The 17,032-nt window shown below is 67.4% G+C and carries 15 protein-coding genes; 5 read left to right on the top strand and 10 right to left on the bottom strand.

Translation table 11 applies throughout. The features are described from left to right. Positions 1-30 precede the first annotated feature (30 nt). The 4 genes from MSP7336_RS03065 to thiO are packed head-to-tail and all read right to left on the bottom strand — an operon-like array spanning position 31 to position 2,732. On the bottom strand, positions 31-783 hold the full coding sequence (locus MSP7336_RS03065) for an SGNH/GDSL hydrolase family protein (protein ID WP_113963013.1): 753 nt from the start codon (positions 781-783) through the stop codon (positions 31-33). After that, entirely contained in the window at positions 780-1,538 is a 759-nt protein-coding gene (gene thiG / locus MSP7336_RS03070; RefSeq protein WP_113963014.1) for a thiazole synthase, read from the bottom strand. Before thiG ends, MSP7336_RS03065 begins: the two co-directional genes overlap by 4 nt. Beyond that, the gene (gene thiS / locus MSP7336_RS03075) at positions 1,531-1,728 is read right to left on the bottom strand and encodes a sulfur carrier protein ThiS (protein WP_113963015.1); all 198 of its coding nucleotides are present in this window, start codon (positions 1,726-1,728) and stop codon (positions 1,531-1,533) included. The genes thiG and thiS overlap by 8 nt, the downstream gene beginning before the upstream one ends. Beyond that, a complete protein-coding gene (gene thiO, locus MSP7336_RS03080) occupies positions 1,725-2,732 on the bottom strand; it encodes a glycine oxidase ThiO (RefSeq protein WP_069395925.1) in 1,008 nt (335 codons plus the stop codon). The genes thiS and thiO overlap by 4 nt, the downstream gene beginning before the upstream one ends. Before the next feature lie 131 nt (positions 2,733-2,863). Between thiO and thiE the strand changes: the two genes are divergently transcribed. Continuing rightward, on the top strand, positions 2,864-3,547 hold the full coding sequence (gene thiE / locus MSP7336_RS03085; RefSeq protein ID WP_069395926.1) for a thiamine phosphate synthase: 684 nt from the start codon (positions 2,864-2,866) through the stop codon (positions 3,545-3,547). Here thiE and MSP7336_RS03090 read toward each other — a convergent pair. Continuing rightward, positions 3,519-4,151 carry an NUDIX hydrolase gene (locus MSP7336_RS03090; protein WP_069395927.1) on the bottom strand — a complete coding sequence of 211 codons (633 nt, stop codon included), beginning with the start codon at positions 4,149-4,151 and terminating at the stop codon, positions 3,519-3,521. The two genes, thiE and MSP7336_RS03090, sit on opposite strands and share 29 nt — an antisense overlap. A gap of 118 nt (positions 4,152-4,269) precedes the next feature. Between MSP7336_RS03090 and glnX the strand changes: the two genes are divergently transcribed. Genes glnX through MSP7336_RS03105 form a run of 3 tightly spaced genes read left to right on the top strand, consistent with a single transcriptional unit; the run spans position 4,270 to position 8,887 of the window. After that, positions 4,270-5,589 carry a protein kinase G-activating protein GlnX gene (glnX, locus tag MSP7336_RS03095; RefSeq protein WP_113963017.1) on the top strand — a complete coding sequence of 440 codons (1,320 nt, stop codon included), beginning with the start codon at positions 4,270-4,272 and terminating at the stop codon, positions 5,587-5,589. Next, positions 5,586-6,614, top strand: a complete 1,029-nt coding sequence (locus MSP7336_RS03100) for a glutamate ABC transporter substrate-binding protein (protein WP_113963018.1) — start codon at positions 5,586-5,588, stop codon at positions 6,612-6,614. Before glnX ends, MSP7336_RS03100 begins: the two co-directional genes overlap by 4 nt. Then, positions 6,614-8,887: a serine/threonine-protein kinase PknG gene (locus MSP7336_RS03105; RefSeq protein WP_113964749.1), complete on the top strand. Its 2,274-nt coding sequence runs from the start codon at positions 6,614-6,616 to the stop codon at positions 8,885-8,887. The genes MSP7336_RS03100 and MSP7336_RS03105 overlap by 1 nt, the downstream gene beginning before the upstream one ends. A gap of 87 nt (positions 8,888-8,974) precedes the next feature. On the opposite strand, the gene MSP7336_RS03110 is transcribed toward MSP7336_RS03105, so the two are convergent. The 5 genes from MSP7336_RS03110 to fgd all read right to left on the bottom strand — a co-directional run bounded on the left by MSP7336_RS03110 (position 8,975) and on the right by fgd (position 16,067). Beyond that, the gene (locus MSP7336_RS03110) at positions 8,975-9,853 is read right to left on the bottom strand and encodes an endonuclease domain-containing protein (RefSeq protein WP_069395930.1); all 879 of its coding nucleotides are present in this window, start codon (positions 9,851-9,853) and stop codon (positions 8,975-8,977) included. A 58-nt stretch (positions 9,854-9,911) separates the two neighbouring features. Next, the gene (locus tag MSP7336_RS03115) at positions 9,912-11,768 is read right to left on the bottom strand and encodes a serine/threonine-protein kinase PknD (protein WP_069395931.1); all 1,857 of its coding nucleotides are present in this window, start codon (positions 11,766-11,768) and stop codon (positions 9,912-9,914) included. Positions 11,769-11,845: 77 nt separating this feature from the next. Next, on the bottom strand, positions 11,846-12,994 hold the full coding sequence (locus MSP7336_RS03120) for an acetate kinase (protein ID WP_069395932.1): 1,149 nt from the start codon (positions 12,992-12,994) through the stop codon (positions 11,846-11,848). Further along, positions 12,987-15,050, bottom strand: a complete 2,064-nt coding sequence (gene pta / locus MSP7336_RS03125; protein ID WP_069395933.1) for a phosphate acetyltransferase — start codon at positions 15,048-15,050, stop codon at positions 12,987-12,989. Before pta ends, MSP7336_RS03120 begins: the two co-directional genes overlap by 8 nt. 6 nt (positions 15,051-15,056) lie before the next feature. Then, positions 15,057-16,067 carry a glucose-6-phosphate dehydrogenase (coenzyme-F420) gene (gene fgd, locus MSP7336_RS03130; RefSeq protein ID WP_069395934.1) on the bottom strand — a complete coding sequence of 337 codons (1,011 nt, stop codon included), beginning with the start codon at positions 16,065-16,067 and terminating at the stop codon, positions 15,057-15,059. Positions 16,068-16,109: 42 nt separating this feature from the next. On the opposite strand from fgd, the gene MSP7336_RS03135 reads away from it, so the two are divergent. Then, positions 16,110-16,850, top strand: a complete 741-nt coding sequence (locus tag MSP7336_RS03135; protein WP_113963020.1) for an MBL fold metallo-hydrolase — start codon at positions 16,110-16,112, stop codon at positions 16,848-16,850. Positions 16,851-17,032 lie beyond the last annotated feature (182 nt).

Here is a 17,032-nt window from a genome sequence, read left to right on the forward strand (position 1 = left end):
ATTGGGCTGCCTACCCCGGTCGTGAGCGCCTTAATCCTTTATCTGACGCAGAATCAGCTCGGCGACGGCGCGCATCCCCGCGGCGTTGGGGTGAAAAGGCGCCGGCCGCCACGGCAGCGGCCAGCCCGCTCCCAGCGTCCACGGGTCGGTCGACCAGGCATGATGATCGCGGCTTGCTTCGCCGGCCCGGACGATCTCGCATCCGGTTGCCTGCGCGGCCGCCGCCGTGCGATCTTCCAGCTGCGCGGCGATGTGACGGCCCAGATCGGCGTCGGCGTCGGAAAGCGGTGCGGCTCGTTGCCCTTCGGGCGGCAGCATGGTCAGGTAGTCGACGAACATCACCCGGGCATTCGGCGCTCGGCGGCGCACCGTCGTACCGACCGCCCGCAGCGCGTCCCCGACGTCGCCGAGCGCCTGCTCCCGGGCCTCACGGTCGAGCAGGGCAGCTATCGGCGGCAACAGCCGGGCCGGGCGGGGCAGCGCGGCGGCCATCAGCATCTGCACGTAGCCGACGTCGTTGCCGCCGATGGTGATCGTGACAAGTTGTTCGGAGCCATCGAGCGCCTCGATCTGCGGCGGCGCCCCGCGTTGCCGCTCGGCGAGCACGTTGGCGGTGGTCGCTCCGGAGAACGTGACGTCGACCAGGTCGAGGTTCAGCCGTTCGGCAACCAGGTGCGCGTAGTTGCGCGCTGAGCGACCCGACCCCCACGGCGCGCCTTTGGCCCGCGGCCGGATGCCGGGGCCGGCGGCCATCGAACTGCCCAGCGCCACATAGCGGCTCACGGCGCCGGGCTGGACGCCTGAGCCCAGAACCGCTTCGGGATCCGGCCGGCCGTCCGGGCCAGGTAGCCCGCGGTCACCGCGGCGGCCATCGCGGCGGCCATCGCCGGGGGATCTGCTGCCCGCGTCACCGCGCTGGCCAGCAGCACCGCGTCGCAGCCCAATTCCATTGCCAATGCGGCGTCACTGGCAGTGCCGATGCCGGCGTCGAGCACCACCGGGACGCCGGCGGCTGCGACGATCATCTCGATGTTGTGCGGATTGGCGATTCCCAAACCGGTGCCGATCGGTGACCCCAACGGCATCACGGCGGCGCACCCGGTGTCCTCCAGCCTTTTGGCCAGCACCGGGTCGTCATTGGTATAGGGCAACACCACGAATCCGTCGTCCACCAATTGCTCCGCGGCGCGGACCAATTCGACGGCGTCGGGCAGCAGGGTGCGTTCGTCGGCGATAACCTCCAACTTGACCCAGTCGGTGCCCAGCGCCTCGCGGGCCAGTTGCGCGGTGAGCACCGCCTCGGCGGCGCTGCGGCAGCCCGCGGTGTTGGGCAGCGGCGTGATCCCGAGGCGGTTCAGCAGATCGAGCATCCCGGTGCCGCCGTCGGCGTCGACCCGGCGCATGGCGACAGTGGTCAGCTCGGTGCCCGACGCGATCAGCGCCTCCTCCAGCACAGTCAGGTTGGTAGCTCCCCCGGTGCCCATGATCAGCCGCGACGTGAATTCACGCCCGGCGATGGTCAGCTTCGAGTCATCCACCTTGCACCGCCGTAACCACCTCGAGACAGGCACCATCGGAAAGTGTTGTGGTCCAACGAGATCGGGGTAGAACAGCCCGATCCAGCGCCACGGCGATACCACGGTCGGGGTAACCGAGCCGGTCCAGTAGTGCCGCCACGGTGGTCTGGTCGTCGACGTGCAGTTGTTTTTCGTTGACAGAGACGATCACGAGCGGACTCCCACCGGAATGAGTTGACACACAATCTGTTCGGCCGTCCAGGGCGCCAGCAAAAAGCCGTTGCGGCCGTGTCCGGCGGCCACCAACGTCCGCCCGTCCAGTCGCTGCACCAGCGGCACATTGTCAGGGGTCATCGGGCGCAGACCGGCGGCGCACTCGGCCAGCTCGTACTCACCTAGACCGGGCATCACCGCACACGCGTCGTCGAGCAGGTCGCGCACACCCCAGACGGCCGGCGCGGTGTCGCGGCCGTGTTCGTATTGGGTTGCGCCGACCACCACCCCGTCCGCGCGGGGCACCAGGTACACCTGGCGGCCATGCACCCGGGCGCGAATCACCCTCTGCGGCACCGGCATACAACCCTTGCGCCACCGCAGCCGGACCACTTCGCCCTTTACCGGCCGGATGGGCAGGCCCGGCCACAGTGCCGGTGCGTCGATCCCGTTGGCGATCACCACCGCGTCGGCTTCGACAGCCGCCAGATCCTGCACCGGCCCACGCCATTCGACGCCGAGTTGTTCGCAGGCCGTGGTAAGCGCCTCCAGCACCAGGCGGTTGTCCACTGCCAGCTCAGTGGGCGCCCGAAAGCCATGCCGAATGCCTTGTGCCAGCAGGGGTTCCATGTCGCGGGCAGCTGTCTCCCAGACCACCGGATGGCCTTGGGCGCAGAGCCAGTCCGCTACAGTGCGCAGTTCGGCCACGTCGGCGTGGTCGACGGCGACCACCAGCGATTCCCGCGCGGTGATCGCCTGCGCCGGCAGTTCGTCGGCGAAGCTGCTCTGATGCCACAGCCGCAGCGACTCCAACCCCAGCTGAAGCAGTCGTTCCTCGCCCGGCCAGCCTTCGCTGTGCGGGGCGAGCATTCCGGCCGCCACCCACGACGCGCCCGGTTCCCCGGTGCGATGGACCCGCACCGACCAGCCCGCACGGGCCGCGCGACGCGCCACCGACAGCCCGATGACGCCGCCGCCGATGACGGCCAGCGAATCCGGCATCCTCTACTCCCTTCGCCGGCATGATCCGGATCAGGTGTGACGGTAAGGGCGGGCGCGCCCACTCTCAGCCCCCGTGCTCCCGGGACTCCCGTGATTCGTCAGCTGTCCACGCTAGCCGCTAGCGTCGCGGTGTGCACGAACCTGACCGGCCCGCTCGTTCCCGGCTGGCCACAGCGCGGCTGTACCTGTGCACCGACGCCCGGCGGGAGCGCGGGGATCTGGCCGAGTTCACCGACGCGGTGCTGGCGGGCGGGGTGGACATCATCCAGCTTCGCGACAAAGGCTCGATCGGTGAGGGCCTGTTCGGCCCGCTGGAGGCGCGCGAGGAGCTGGCAGCGCTGGAAGTGCTGGCGGACGCCGCCCGCCGGCACGGGGCGTTGTTCGCGGTCAACGACCGCGCCGACATCGCACGCGCGGCCGGCGCCGACGTGCTGCATCTGGGCCAAAACGACCTGCCGCTGACGGTGGCCCGCGACATCGTCGGCCCGGACGTGGTGATCGGCCAATCCACCCACGACCGCGACCAGGTCACGGCCGCGGCCAGCGGGGACGCCGACTATTTCTGCGTGGGACCTTGCTGGGCGACCCCGACCAAACCCGGCCGGCCGGCGCCGGGCCTGTCACTGCTGCAGGTCGCGGTCGAGCAGGCCGGCGAAAAGCCCTGGTTCGCCATCGGCGGTATCGACGCGCAGCGGCTGCCCGAGGTGCTGCATGCCGGTGCTCGTCGGATCGTGGTGGTGCGGGCGATCACTGCCGCCGAGGACCCGCGGGCGGCCGCCGAGCAGCTCAGTTCGGCGCTGTCAGCAGCGAGCTGATCCGGCTGGACAACTGCGACGGCGCCTGGCCGGGCTGGCCGGCCGTGCACCACAGGAACACGCCCGCCTCGATTTCGACGGTGCGCGGCAGGTGGCGACGCCGTTCGTCGTCGGGGTCCAGCGGGACGGTCGCGGGCGCGGTACGCAGCCGATGCCAGCTGGCGGCGAACCCCGGGTGCAGCGGCAGGTGGTCGACGTCCTCCTCGGCGACCCAGCGCAGCTCGGCGCTCTCCCGGTTGGGCACGGTGTGCAGCAGGTCGCCGGCGTCGGCGACAACGGTGGTGTAAGTCCAGTGCGTGCCGCCGGCCCCGGAAACCTCAGCGGTGATCACCGTCGCGCGCACCTGCAGCAGCTCGCTCGACAGCCCGGCTTCCTCGAGAGCTTCCCGGACGGCGGCCTGCTCAGCGGTCTCATGGCTGTCCCGGGCGCCGCCCGGCAAGCCCCAGGTGCCACCCTGATGACTCCATGGCGCCCGGTGCTGCAGCAGGACCGCGGGGCTGCCGTCGGAGCGCGGCGCACGCAAGAGCAGGCCCGCCGCACCATGTCGACCCCAGTACGCCACACCGGTGTCGGAGATCACCCACCCGTCACCATCGCCGCGCACGCGTTCAGGATATGCGGGCCGCCCCGCGAGCATCCCACCATCGGTCAGCCAAACTCTTAGACTTCTTTAATAGAATTTGTGACCAGACGCACCACGCAAAGATGAGGTCCGAACAGACGTGACCGTTGAGTTGGCGCATCCGTCGACCGAACCATTGGGTTCGCGGTCGCCGACCGAACCGGCCCACCCCCGCTGGTGGTTCATCTCGACCACACCCGGCCGCATCCTGTCCATCGGCGTCATCCTCGCGATCCTGGGCGGGCTGTGCGCGTTCGCCACCTCGACCACCATCAACCAGCGGCAGCAGGCGCTGACGACCGTGCTCAACCACACCGAGCCGCTGGCGTTCGCGGCTGGACGGCTCTACACCACGCTCTCGGTGGCCGACGCGGCCGCGGCCACGGCATTCATCGCGCAAGCCGAGCCGCGCACCGTCCGGCAGCGTTACGAACAGGCCATCACCGACGCCGCGGTCGCCGTGACCAGGGCATCGAGCGGGCTCACTGACGAGCCGCTGGTGGAGCTGCTGGGCCGGATCAACGCTGAGCTGGCCGTCTATACCGGTTTGATCGAGATCGCCCGGACCAACAACCGGGCGGGCAATCCGGTCGGGTCGTCGTATCTTTCCGAGGCATCGTCGCTCATGCAGTCGCGGATATTGCCCGACGCGCAAAAGCTCTACCAGGAAACGTCGAAGCGCGTCGACGCCGAAACGACTGCGTCGACCCAGATTCCGGCTCCGGTGATCATCATCGTCGTCACAACCGCGGCGTTCGGCGCGTTCGCCCACCGCTGGCTCGCCCGGCGCACCAAGCGGCGGATCAACCCCGGTCTGGTGGCGGGTGCGCTGGGAATTCTGGTTATGGTGGTGTGGGTGGGCACGGCCCTGGCGATTTCCACGTCCGCCAGTCGCAGCGCGAAAGATACTGCGGCAGAATCGCTCAAGACCGTCACCAACCTGTCGATCACCGCCCAGCAGGCGCGTGCCGACGAGACGCTGTCTTTGATCCGGCGCGGGGACGAAGAGGTCCGCCAGCAATCCTTCTACCAACGCATCGACACCATGCGCGAGCAGCTCAACGAATATCTGGCCCGCGGCGACGCCGTCGACAAGGCTGACCTGGCCGACGCCGGCCAGCTGCTGGAGCGCTGGCGGCGAGCCAACGACCGGATCAACTCGTATATCTCGGTGGGTAACTACCAGGCCGCCACGCAAGTTGCGCTGGGCAGCGGGCAGGAAGATTCCACGCCCGCGTTCGACAAGCTCGACGATGCGCTGCGCAAAACGATGGAGCAAAGCCGTGAGCAGCTACGCACCGACATCCTCAGCGCCCGCCGCGGGTTGGCCGGCGCCACCGTGGGCGCGGTGGTTCTCAGCTTGGGTGCCGCCATTGCGGTGGCTTTGGGTTTGTGGCCCCGACTGAACGAGTACCGATGACGACGCGGCGATCGCAAGCGCGGCGGAGCCGGGTGCGGCGGGTCGCCGCCATCGGCCGCCGGCGATCTGCCACGCTCTGCGCCGCCCTGGCAGCGGTGGCAGTTGTGGCGGGCTGCGGGCAGTCCGCGTCGATGACGTCGGTGCCGGTGCCTACCCTGCCGCCGCCGACGCCGGCCGGTATGCAAGAGCTGCCGCCGCAGCCACCGCGCCCGCCGGACAAGACGGACGCCGGCTGCGATGTCACCGCCAGCCTGCGGCCGTTCCCCACCAGAGCCGAGGCCGACGCCGCCGTGGCCGGTATCCGCGACCGCGGCCGGTTGATCGTCGGGCTCGACGTCGGCAGCAACCTGCTGTCCTTCCGCGACCCGATCAGCGGCCAGATCACCGGATTCGACGTGGACATCGCCGGCGAGGTCGCCCGCGACATCTTCGGCACCCCCACGGCGACCGAATACCGAATCCTGTCGGCGGCCGAGCGCATCAGCGCTTTACAGAAATCGCAGGTCGACATCGTCGTCAAGAGCATGACCATCACCTGCGAGCGACGCAAGCTGGTGAACTTCTCCACGGTCTATCTCGAGGCCAACCAACGCATATTGGCGCCCAGCGATTCGTCGATCACGAAGCCGGGCGACCTGTCCGGCAAGCGGGTGTGCGTGGCCAAGGGCACCACCTCGCTGGGCCGGATCCAGGAGATCGCGCCGCCGCCGCTGATCGTGGAGGTGGTGAACTGGGCCGATTGCCTGGTGGCGCTGCAGCAGCGACAAGTTGACGCGGTCAGCACCGACGACACGATTCTGGCCGGGCTGGTGTCTCAGGATCCTTACCTGCACATCGTCGGACCCAATATGGACACCCAGCCCTACGGCATCGGGATCAACCTGAACAACACCGGGCTGGTGCGATTCGTCAACGGGACGCTGGAACGCATTCGCCGTGACGGCACCTGGAATGCGTTGTACCGCAAGTGGTTGAACGTGCTCGGGCCGGCGCCGGCCCCACCGGTCGCGAGGTATCTGGACTGATGAGCGACTCCGCGCAGCACGGTTTCGAAGACCGGGACGAACAAGCCCGCTCGGACAGCCAGCCGATCGACGCCACAGTTGATTCGGAGTCCCAGGTACGGCCTGCCGCGACCCAGGCGATTTTCCGTCCCCCGTTCGACGACGACGACGAAGACTTCGACGAAACCACCGCTCCCGAGGTCGACATCGAGCCGGACCTGCTGAAACCGCCGGCGCGGGTGCTGCAGCCGGTCCGCCGGTTGGGCGGCGGACTGGTGGAAATCCCGCGGGTGCCCGACACCGATCCGCTCGAAGCCCTGATGCCCGATCCGTCGGTGCCGGAAAACAAGCGGTTCTGCTGGAACTGCGGGCGGCCGGTTGGCCGCTCCAGCAAGGACGGCAAAGCGCTGTCGGAAGGCTGGTGTCCGCACTGTGGCAGCCCGTATTCGTTTCTGCCGCAACTGAGTCCAGGTGACGTCGTCGCCGGGCAGTACGAGATCAAGGGCTGTATTGCGCACGGCGGTCTGGGCTGGGTGTATTTGGCGTTCGACCGAAATGTGAACGACCGCCCGGTGGTGCTCAAAGGCTTGGTGCACTCCGGTGACGCCGAGGCGCAGGCGATGGCGATGGCCGAGCGACAGTTCCTGGCCGAGGTGGTGCACCCGTCGATCGTGCAGATCTTCAACTTCGTCGAGCACCCCGACCGCCAAGGTAATCCGGTCGGCTACATCGTGATGGAATACGTCGGCGGCCAGTCGCTCAAACGGGGCCGCGGCGAGAACTTCCCGGTCGCCGAGGCCATTGCCTACGTGCTGGAAATCCTTCCGGCCCTTGGCTATTTGCATTCGATCGGCCTGGTCTACAACGACCTCAAGCCGGAGAACATCATGCTCACCGAGGAGCAGCTCAAGTTGATCGACTTGGGCGCGGTGTCGCGGATCAATTCGTTCGGCTATTTGTACGGCACACCTGGCTACCAGGCCCCGGAGATCGTTCGCACCGGGCCGACGGTGGCCACCGATATCTACACGGTGGGACGCACACTGGCGGCGCTCACCATGACATTGCGGACCCGCAACGGCCGCTACGTCGACGGGTTGCCCGACGACGATCCGGTGCTGCAGGAATACGACTCGTTCGCGCGGTTGCTGCGCCGCGCGATCGACCCCGATCCACGCCGGCGGTTTGCCAGCGCCGAGGAGATGTCCGGGCAGTTGTCCGGCGTGCTGCGCGAGGTCGTCGCGCATGACACCGGGGTGCCCCGACCGGGGTTGTCGACGATCTTCTCGCGCAGCCGCGCCACGTTCGGGGTGGAGTTGCTGGTGGCACACACCGACGTGTACCTGGACGGACAGGTGCATTCGGAGAAGCTGACCGCCAAGGAGATCGTGACCGCGCTGCCGGTGCCGCTGGTTGATCCCACCGATGTCGCGGCACCGCTGCTGCAAGCGACGGTGCTGTCGCAGCCCGTGCAGACGCTGGATTCGTTGCGCGCGGTGCGGCACGGCTCGCTGGACTCCGAGGGGATCGACCTGTCCGAGTCGGTCGAGCTGCCGCTGATGGAGGTCCGCGCACTGCTCGACCTCGGCGACGTCGCCAAAGCGACCCGCAAGCTCGACGACCTCGCCGAGCGGGTCGGCTGGCGGTGGCGGTTGGTGTGGTATCGAGCTGTGGCCGAGCTGCTCACCGGCGATTACGACTCGGCCATGAAGCATTTCACCGAGGTACTCGACACCTTCCCGGGCGAATTGGCGCCGAAAATGGCGCTGGCCGCGACCGCCGAGCTGGCCGGCAGTCCGGAAAGCCGCAAGTTCTATGAAGCGGTGTGGAAGACCGACGACGGGGTGATCTCGGCGGCCTTCGGCCTGGCCCGCGCGCTGTCCGCGGAAGGTGACCGCGAGGGTGCGGTGCGCACTCTCGACGAAGTGCCAAGCAGCTCAAGGCATTACACCACTGCGCGGCTGGCCAGCGCCGTGACGCTGGTGTCGGGGCGGTCGATGAGTGAGATCACCGAAGAGCACATCCGCGACGCTGCGCGGCGGGTGGAGGCGCTGCCACCGACCGAGCCACGGGTGCTGCAGATCCGTGCGCTCGTGCTGGGCAGCGCGATGGACTGGCTGGCCGACCACGAGGCCAGCACCAACCACATCCTCGGCTATCCGTTCACCGAACACGGGCTACGGCTCGGCGTCGAGGCGTCGCTGCGCGGGCTGGCGCGCATCGCGCCCACCCAGGCACATCGGTACACGCTGGTCGACATGGCCAACCGGGTGCGGCCCACCAGCACCTTCTAGCTGTTTTCGCCCCTCCCGGTCGAGTGTGAATCGTCGGCGTCGAGTGTGAAGCCAGGGCGGGATTTTCGCGATTTTCCCGCCCTACGTTCACACTGGAAACCCTGAGCGCTCACTCGATTTTCGCGACTGCAACGCACGCCGCACCCGTCGCACGATATCGGCCGGATGGTCCGCGGCGACCACGCGTATGACGATCCACCCGATATACTCCAGAATCTCGAGCCGCCGAATGTCTTTGCGGTACTGTAACGGATCGCTCCGATGATGCTCGCCGTCGTACTCGACGGCGACCATGCAGTCATCCCACCCCATGTCGAGGTAATACGTCGTCTGCTGAGTCACAACGGGAATCTGCGTCTGCGGTCGCGGTAGGCCGGAGTCGATGAGCAACAGCCGCAGGTAGGTCTCCCGCGGCGACTCGGCACCCGGATCGACCAGCTCGAGCGCCATTTCCAGTTGTCGCAACCCCCGCGCGCCACGGCGGTGTTCGATGATGGCCGCGACGTCGTCGAGCTTGAGCCCCGTTGCGCGCGACAGCGCGTCAAGTTGTGCAACCGCTGCGCGGCGGGGGACGCGCCGGCCGATGTCGTAGGCGGTGCGCTCGGGTGTGGTGAGCGATATCCCGGCGACCGTCGTCACTTCGGTATCGAGCAACGTGTCGCGCCGGGTCAACACACCAGGGGGCGGGCGATTGTTGGAATGGATCAGCTCGATGGCGATGTCATCGTCGACCCACTTCGCGCCGTGTAGCGCCGCAGCCGCTGTTCCGGCGATCACGCCCTGACGACCCGACCATAACCAGGCAGCAATAATCCGCTGCTGGAGAGTTGGCTCAGTCCGCCTCGGCAGATACACGTTCGGGAACAGCGCCCGATAGCGTGTCCGCAACTGATGCCGGCTCAATACGCCGCAAGCCAAGACCTCGCTAGCGATGAACGGTTCCCCCACAATCGCGGAGCATCGCATGAGGGTCGGGCAGCGCGCGTGTTCACATCCACAGGATCCACAGGATCCACAGGCGCCGTCAGTTCGCCACCAGCTTCACGACCTGGTCGTTGCCGTAGTCGGTCACGTACACGTTGCCCGACGAATCCACCGCCACACCCCTGGTGTAGCTGAGGTTGGTGACGGGCAGGATGGTCTGCTTGTTCGACCCCGCCGCCAGCCTCACCACCCTGCTGCCGTCGGTCAGGTAGACGGTGCCCGCCCCGTCCGCTGCCAGACCGGAAGGGTCTTTGAGACCGGTGAACGGCAGCACCTCCTCAGTCGTCGACCCCGCCGCCAACCGAAGCACGCGATTGTTGCCGGTGTCGGCGACATAGACAGCGCCCGACCCGTCCACCGCCACACCCTTGGGCCGTTCCAGCCCGTCGAACGGCAGCTCGGTCTGGTTCGTCGAGCCGGCCTCGAGCTTGAGAACCCGGTTGTTGCCGGTATCGGCGACGTAAACGGTCCCCGACGCGTCCACGGCCAAGCCCTGTGGGCGGTTGAGCTTGGTGAACGGCAGCGCGGTTTGCCTGGTCGCCCCCTGTTCGAGCTTCACCACTTCATCGTCGTCGGTGTCGGCGACATAGACACTGCCTTGGCTGTCCACGGCCAAGCCGTACGGTTCCTTCAAGTTGGTGAAGGGCAGCACGGTCTGTTTGGTCGATCCGGCCGCAAGCTTCATCACCCGATCGTTGTCGATATTGCTGACGTAGACGTTGCCTGACTTGTCGACCGCCACGCCCTCTGGTCCGGTGAGGCCGGTGAAGGGCAGCACCTCGGGTCGGTAGCTGGACGGCGTGACAACGGCCGGCGTATGGGCGGGCTGATTTGCATCGCCCGCCGCGCCGACCCGCCACACGATGATGCCAACGGCGGTGAGCACCAGCACCGCCACAGCGATCGCCAGCGGCATCAGCGTGGGATGCCACCGTGCCGACGGAGCGGCGTCGTCCGGGTAGTCCTGGTAGGGAACCATTTCGGTGTCCGGTTCCACGGTGCGCCCCCGGGGACGGCGGCGCGCGATCAGCCCGATGAGTTCGCTACGCCGACGCACCATCGTGGGGGCGTCTTGGCTGCTCGCCGACGCCGCATCGCGCGCCGCGCGAGCAAGGTCGCCGGCGGATACGAACCTCTGCTGCGGATTCTTCGCCATCCCGCGCGCGATGACGGCATCGAATCGGGGCGAGATGACATGAGGCCGAAGCAAGCTGGGCTTCGGTGGCGGCGCAGTCAAATGTGCCTTGATCATCTGCCCCACCGTCACCGCATCCGGATAGGGTCTGGCGCCGGTGAGCGTTTCGACCAGCACGCAGGCAAGCGAATAAATGTCCGCGCGGTTGGTCGGCGGGCGGTTGTCGAATCGCTCCGGCGCCATATACGCATAGGAATCCGCCGTCGGTCTGGCTGCATCCAGGTCGGGATCGGCGATGCCCAATCCGAGCAGATAGGCGGCACCGTCATCGGCGACAAGAATGTTCTGCGGCTTGACATTTCGATGGATCAGCCGATCGGCGTGCACGGCGTCGAGTGCGGCGGCGATCTGTTCGATGATCGCCACCGCACGCGACGGGGCGAGCGGGCCGAAGGTGCCCACCAGCGACTGCAGCGTCTGTCCGGGTATCAGCCGGGTCGCGGCGTAGCACACGTTGTCGATTTCGCCCCAGTCATGCACCGGAACGAGGTGGGGGTGGGTCAGCCGTGAGGCGATGCGCATCTCTGCGAAAAAGCGCTGGCGATCCGCCGTCGGCGGCAGCAGGGTCAGCTCGGCGGCGCGGTTGTCGACCGTGTCGAATGCCTCGTAGACGCGCTCCGATCCGGCCTGGCCACGCAGAGCCCCTATCCGGTAGCGGCCGAACTGAGTCCCGACTCGTGCTCGGTCGGGCTGCTGCCCCATCACGGTGTCCCCTATTTCAACGTTACGACGGCCTGGTCGGCCGTGCCGCTGGCCTGACCCGAACTGTAACCTCCAGTTCAGGTGGTGACGCTCAAGCAATCGCGAGCGATGGCGAGCTCTTCGTTGGTCGGGATCACCAGCACGGCGACCGGCGAGCGGTCGGTCGAAATTCGGCGCGCCCCGGTCATGGACTGCGAGTTGCGCTGGTCGTCGATCTCGATGCCCAGCGCGCCCAGCCCGCTCAGCGCGTCGCGGCGCACCGAGGCGTCGTTCTCGCCGATGCCGGCGGTGAAGCTGATGACGTCGGTGCGGCCCAGCACCGCCAGATACGCGCCGACGTACTTACGCAACCGATGAATGAACACGTCATAGGCGAGTTGCGCGGAGCTGTCTCCAGATTCGATCATCTCGCGCAGCCGGCGAAAGTCGTTCACGCCGGCCAGCCCCAGAACCCCGGCGTGGTGGTTGAGCATCGACTCGATGTCGTCGATCGTCATCTGCGCCGCCCGGCACAAATAGCCGACGGTGCCCGGATCGATGTCACCGCTGCGGGTGCCCATCACTAACCCCTCCAACGGGGTCAGGCCCATCGAGGTGTCGACGGGGCGGCCTTTCGCGATAGCGGCTGCCGAGGCGCCGTTACCCAGATGCAGCACAATCTGGTTCAGTTCCACCAGCGGCCGGCCCAAGAACTCGGCGGCCTGCGCACTGACGTATTCGTGTGAGGTGCCGTGAAACCCGTACCGGCGGATCCGCCACTTTTCGGCCAACTCGCGGTCGATGGCGTACGTAGCAGCGGCGGCGGGCAAGTCGTGGAAAAACGCGGTGTCGAATACCGCGACGTGCGGTAGGTCGGGCAGCATCTTGCGCGCCACCTCGATGCCGCTGATGGCCGGCGGATTGTGCAGCGGGGCCAGCGGGGCGAGCTCTTTGAGCTTGGCGATCACCGCGTCGTCGACGATGGTGGGCGTGTAGAAGCTTTGTCCACCGTGCACCACCCGGTGCCCGACGGCAACGAGCCCGCACGTCTTCAAATCGAAACCCTCGGAGGCCAGGTGTTCGAACGCCGAGCGCAGTGCGGCGTCGTGATCGGGAACCTTCGACCCGGGCTCGCCGATCTGCTCGACCAGGCCGTCGGCCAACGATGCACCGGAATTAGGCTGTACCAGTTGGTATTTCAGCGAGGACGAGCCGGAATTGATCACCAGCACAGTGGGGTCACTCATTGCTGTTCTGCGCCTGGATCGCGGTAATGGCAACGGTGTTGACGATGTCTTCGACCAGCGCCCCGCGGGACAGGTCGTTCACCGGCTTGGCCAAGCCCTGCAGCACCGGACCGATCGCGATCGCGCCGGCGCTGCGCTGCACCGCCTTATAGGCGTTGTTACCGGCGTTGAGGTCCGGGAAGATCAGCACCGTCGCGCGACCGGCGACAGCCGAGTCCCGCAGCTTGGTCGCCGCGACCGACGGATCCACCGCGGCGTCATATTGAATCGGTCCTTCGACCAGCAGCTCCGGCGCCCGGATGCGGACCAATTCCGTTGCCGCACGTACTTTGTCGACGTCCGTGCCGGCACCCGATTCACCGGTGGAGTACGACAGCATGGCCACCCGGGGTTCGATGCCGAACTGCGCGGCGGTGTGCGCCGAGCTGATCGCGATGTCGGCGAGCTGCTCGACGGTCGGGTCGGGCACTATCGCACAGTCGCCATAAACCAGCACCCGATCCGGTAGACACATCAAGAAGACACTGGACACCGTCGAGATACCGGGTGCGGTTTTGATGATCTCGAACGCGGGCCGCACGGTGTGCGCGGTGGTGTGCGCGGCACCCGACACCATTCCGTCGACCACGCCGTTGTACACCAGCATGGTCCCGAAATACGAGACGTCGTGCATGATTTCCCGGGCCTGCTCGACGGTCACGCCTTTGTGCTCCCGCATACGCGCGTACTGCTCGGCGAACTGATCGCACATTTCGCTGGTGCGCGGGTCGCGGACCACGGCGTCGTCGAGGTTCACCGCGAGTTCGGCTGCCCGGGCCCGTATTTGGCTTTCGTCGCCGAGAAGGGTGAGCTCGGCGATACCGCGCTGCAGCAGCCGGCCTGCCGAGCGCAGGATGCGGTCTTCGTCGCCCTCGGGCAACACGATGTGCTTACGATCCGCACGGGCCCGCTCGCGCAGCTGATAGGTGAACATCGGTGGCGTGGTCACCTTTGGGATCGGAATGGCCAACTGCGCCAGTAGATCTGAGATGTCGACGTAGCGTTCCATCAGCTCCAGGGCGGTGTCGATTTTGCGCTGCGAGGTCGCGGTGACCCGCCCGCGGGTGGCGGCGACCGCGCTGGCGGTTTCGTAGGTGCCCAGTGCGGTCTCGATGATCGGCAGCCGCAGTCCCAGCCCGGCCACCAGCGCCGCGATCGACGGGTGCAGCTCCAGTCCGCCATTGAGGATGATGCACGACAGCGACGGAAACCCTTCGGCGGCATGGGCGCTGGCCACCGCCAACACCACGTCCGAACGGTCACCGGGAGTGATCACCGCGACGCCTTCGCCCAATCGTTCCAGCACATGGTCGGCGGTCATCCCGGCGACCACCACACCCATCGCTTCGCGGCCCATCAGCTCGGCGTCGCCGGACCGCAGTGTCCCGTTCACCGCGGTCTGCAGTTCGGCCACCGTCGGCGCCACCAGCAGCGGCTCGTCGGGCAATGCATAGGTCCGCGGGCCGAACCCGCGCAAAGCCTCGGTGACCGCGGTCAGTTGCGCCGGCTCGCAACGGTTGGCCACCACCGCCGCGGTATGGGCGTGCTGAGCATCCAGCTCGGCCAGACACACCTCGACGACCTGCGCGACCTGCTCGGCGCTGCGCCCCTTGGCCCGCACCGCCAGCAGCACGGGTGCGCCCAGGTTGACCGCGATGCGCGCGTTGACGGAGAGCTCGGCGGGGCTGGTGACATCGGTGTAGTCGCTGCCGACGATGATCACCGCGTCGCACTGCTCGGCCACCGCGTGGTATCGCTCGACGATGTCGTCGATGGCGGCGTCAAGGTCGGCGTGCAGTTGCTGGTAGGTCACGCCGACGCAGCGTTCGTAGGGCAGTCCGGCGGTGGCGTGGGCCAGCAGTAGGTCCAGGATGTAGTCGCGGTCGTCGCCTCGTCGTGCGATGGGACGGAACACGCCGACCCGGGGTGTCGTGGCGGCGAGTCGATGCAAAAGGCCCAGCGCAATCGTCGATTTGCCGGTGTCGCCCTCCGGCGCGGCGATGTAGATGCTGGGCATGCCCCGTCAGGTTAGGCGCCGCAGCCGCGGAGCGAGGTCCTTCTCGAAAAGCTCGAGGAACCGCCGCTGGTCGTGCCCGGGGGCGTGGAACACCAGATGGTTGAGCCCCCAGGTCACGTACTGACCGACCTTCTCGACGGCCTCGTCGGGGTCCGACGCGACGATCCAGCGTTTGGCGACCTGCTCGATCGGCAGCTCGTCGGCGGCCTTCTCCATCTCGATCGGGTCGTCGATGCTGTGCTTTTGCTCGGGGGTGAGCGACAGCGGCGCCCAGAACCGGGTGTTCTCCAGCGCCAGATCCGGGTCGGGGTCGTAGGAGATCTTGATCTCGATCATCTTGTCGATGTCGTCGACGTTGCGCCCGGCCGCCTTGGCACCCTCCTGCACGGCCGGCATGAGTTTCTCGCGGTATAGCTCCTCGCCCTTGCCGGAGGTGCAGATGAAGCCGTCGCCGGCCCGCCCGGCGTACTTGGCCACCGCCGGGCCGCCCGCCGCGATGTAGATCGGCACCCCGCCCTCGGGCACGTCGTAAATCGAGGCGCCTTTGAGCCGGTAATAGTCGCCGTTGAAGTCGACGCGGTCGCCGCGCCACAGCTCGCGCATCAGCCGCACCGATTCGCGCAGCCGGGCGAACCGCTCCTTGAACTCCGGCCACTCGCCCTCGTATCCGGTGGCGATCTCGTTCAACGCTTCCCCGGTGCCCACACCCAGGAAGATCCGGCCCGGGTACAGGCAGCTCATGGTGGCGAACGCCTGGGCGACGACGGCGGGGTTGTATCGGAAGGTCGGGGTGAGCACCGAGGTGCCCAGCGTGATCCGCTTGGTGCGCTCACCGACAGCGGTCATCCACGACAGCGAGAACGGGGCATGCCCGCCCTTGTGCCGCCAGGGCTGGAAATGGTCACTGACGGTTGCGCTGTCCATGCCATGCGCTTCGGCGGCGACGGCCAGCTCGACGAGTTCGCGCGGCGCGAACTGCTCCGCCGACGCCTTGTATCCCAGTTTGAGTTCAGCCACGCTGTCGTTTCTACTCCACCCCGGATAGCTAAGCTCGCGGTCATGGCACCGGCGCTGACGGCCATCACCAAAAAGGTGCACCTCGTTCAGGGCGACGCGGTCAACTGGCTGGTGGTCACCGATCACAACGGGGTCATGCTCATCGACGCCGGCTACCCGGGCGACCGCGACGATGTGCTCGCCTCGCTGCGCGAGCTGGGATATGCGCCCGACGACGTGCGGGCGATCCTGCTCACCCATGCCCACGTCGATCACCTCGGATCGGCGATCTGGTTCGCGAAGACCCACGGCACCCCGGTGTACTGCCACGCCGACGAGGTGGGCCACGTCAAGCGTGAATATCTGGAGCAAGCATCGCCGCTGGATGTCGCGCTACGCGTCTGGCGGCCGCGCTGGGCGATCTGGGCCGTGCATGTGGTGTCCAATGGCGGGCTGACCCGCGAGGGGATCCCGTCCGCGCAGCCGTTGACTTCGGAGGTGGCCGCGGAGTTGCCCGGTCAACCGATGGCAATTCCCACTCCCGGGCACACCGGCGGACACTGCTCGTATCTGGTCGACGGCGTGCTGGCCAGCGGCGACGCTCTGGTCACCGGCCATCCGCTGCTGGCCCGCAGCGGGCCGCAGTTGCTGCCGGCGGTGTTCAGCCACAACCAGGACGACTGCATACGCAGCCTGGCCGCGCTGGCGCTGCTGGACACCGAGATCCTGGCGCCGGGGCACGGCGACCTGTGGCGTGGCCCGATCCGCGACGCCACCGAGCGGGCCACTGCTCTGGCCAGTTGAAGGCCAGTTAAAGTCACAATTCGATTACGCCGAATGTCACGACGGGTTAAGAACTCTCATGATTGCGGCTCGGCTCTGAACGATTATTTACCGAAAACGTCGTTTTTGAGACCGAGCTCACGTGTGATTCCTGAAACGCTTCTGTCGCACCGTGTTCCGCCGCTTTGGGCACGCTTGCGTCC

Source organism: Mycobacterium shimoidei (assembly GCF_900417275.1).
Classification (GTDB): domain Bacteria; phylum Actinomycetota; class Actinomycetes; order Mycobacteriales; family Mycobacteriaceae; genus Mycobacterium; species Mycobacterium shimoidei.

Bases quoted from the DNA above. Each gene is read 5' to 3' on its own strand.
- thiO (WP_069395925.1), bottom strand. From the start codon at position 2,732: ATGCCGGATTCGCTGGCCGTCATCGGCGGCGGCGTCATCGGGCTGTCG.
- MSP7336_RS03100 (WP_113963018.1), top strand. From the start codon at position 5,586: ATGACGACGCGGCGATCGCAAGCGCGGCGGAGCCGGGTGCGGCGGGTC.
- MSP7336_RS03105 (WP_113964749.1), top strand. From the start codon at position 6,614: ATGAGCGACTCCGCGCAGCACGGTTTCGAAGACCGGGACGAACAAGCC.
- MSP7336_RS03110 (WP_069395930.1), bottom strand. From the start codon at position 9,853: ATGCGATGCTCCGCGATTGTGGGGGAACCGTTCATCGCTAGCGAGGTC.
- MSP7336_RS03115 (WP_069395931.1), bottom strand. From the start codon at position 11,768: ATGGGGCAGCAGCCCGACCGAGCACGAGTCGGGACTCAGTTCGGCCGC.
- MSP7336_RS03120 (WP_069395932.1), bottom strand. From the start codon at position 12,994: ATGAGTGACCCCACTGTGCTGGTGATCAATTCCGGCTCGTCCTCGCTG.
- pta (WP_069395933.1), bottom strand. From the start codon at position 15,050: ATGCCCAGCATCTACATCGCCGCGCCGGAGGGCGACACCGGCAAATCG.
- MSP7336_RS03135 (WP_113963020.1), top strand. From the start codon at position 16,110: ATGGCACCGGCGCTGACGGCCATCACCAAAAAGGTGCACCTCGTTCAG.